Below are 1,165 nucleotides of genomic sequence, written 5' to 3'. Positions count from 1 at the left end.
GCATCCGCGCCGCTGACCGCTTCGATGGCATTGACCACCGGCTCGTTAGCGCCAACGTAGACGTTGTCCGGTGCGACTGCAGTTGCCGAACCTGTGGTGCTGTTGGCCGGTACAACAACCGTGGTGCCATCAGTCAGCTTGAAGAACAGCTCCGAGTGGTTGTTGATCGGCAGACCATCTTTGTTGGTCAGCGTCACGGTGTAAGTGATCTCACCGCCTTCGGTGACCGAAGCCGTAGCAGTCAGCTTGGCCACCACCTCGTCAGTGGTATCAGTCACCTGAACCGAAGCGTCACTGCCCAGCTGCAGATTCTCGAAGGTACGGCCATCGACATCGGCAGCGGACTTGAGGCCCAGGCTGATTTCACCCGAGTCTTTGTAAACGTCGTCACCCTGAGCGTCGTGGGTATACGGGGCGCTGGTCTCGCCGGCCTTGATGGTGACCTGTGCGTTGTTGCTCAGGGTCACGACCAGATCGTGCTCCAGCGGTGCGTTGATATGCACGGTGAAGGTCGGTTTGACGTTCTCGGCGACCGACACCTGGTCAGCGCTGATGGTGACCTTGACCAGATCACCTTCATTGCCTGGCGTACCCGGCTCGTCGGTAACGGTGGTGCTGACCGGAGTCTTGTCCAGGGTCAGTTGTTCGAACTTCCACGCATCTGCCCCGCTGACGTCGGCAATCGCCTTCACGACCGGGTCGTTGCCGCCAGCGTAGACGTTGTCTGCCGCAGTGACGGTGATCGAACCGGTGCTGCTGTTGGCCGGCACCACGACAACCGTCTTGCCGTCGCTCAGGGTGAAGTACAGCGCCGAATGGTTGTTGATCGGCAGGCCGTCCTTGCTGGTCAGCGTGACGGTGTAGGTGATCTCGCCGCCTTCGTTCACCGAAGGCGTGGCAGTCAGTTTGGCTACCACTTCGTTGATGGTGTCGGTAACTTTTACCGACGCATCACCGCCAAACTGCAGGTTCTCGAAAGCGGTGCCCTTGGCGTCTTCGGCGGTCTTGATACCCAGGCTGATTTCGCCGGCATCCTGATAGACGTCGTCACCCTGCGCATCGTGGGTGTACTGCACGCTGGTCTCGCCAGCCTTGATGATGACCTGGGCGTTGTTGCTCAGCGTCACAACCAGGTCGTTGGCCAATGCAGTGTTGATGTGCACGG

The 1,165-nt window shown here is 59.7% G+C and carries 1 protein-coding gene; it reads right to left on the bottom strand.

The features are described 5' to 3' along the window. Positions 1-1,165, bottom strand: a 1,165-nt coding sequence (locus tag HP547_RS28875) for an immunoglobulin-like domain-containing protein (RefSeq protein ID WP_372243022.1), incomplete at both ends; no start/stop codon positions are given.

It is taken from the genome of Pseudomonas sp. CM27 (genome assembly GCF_013179515.1).
GTDB lineage: Bacteria > Pseudomonadota > Gammaproteobacteria > Pseudomonadales > Pseudomonadaceae > Aquipseudomonas.
The sequence above is the reverse complement of the archived record's forward strand: the minus strand, read 5'-3'. Positions and strand labels throughout refer to the sequence as shown.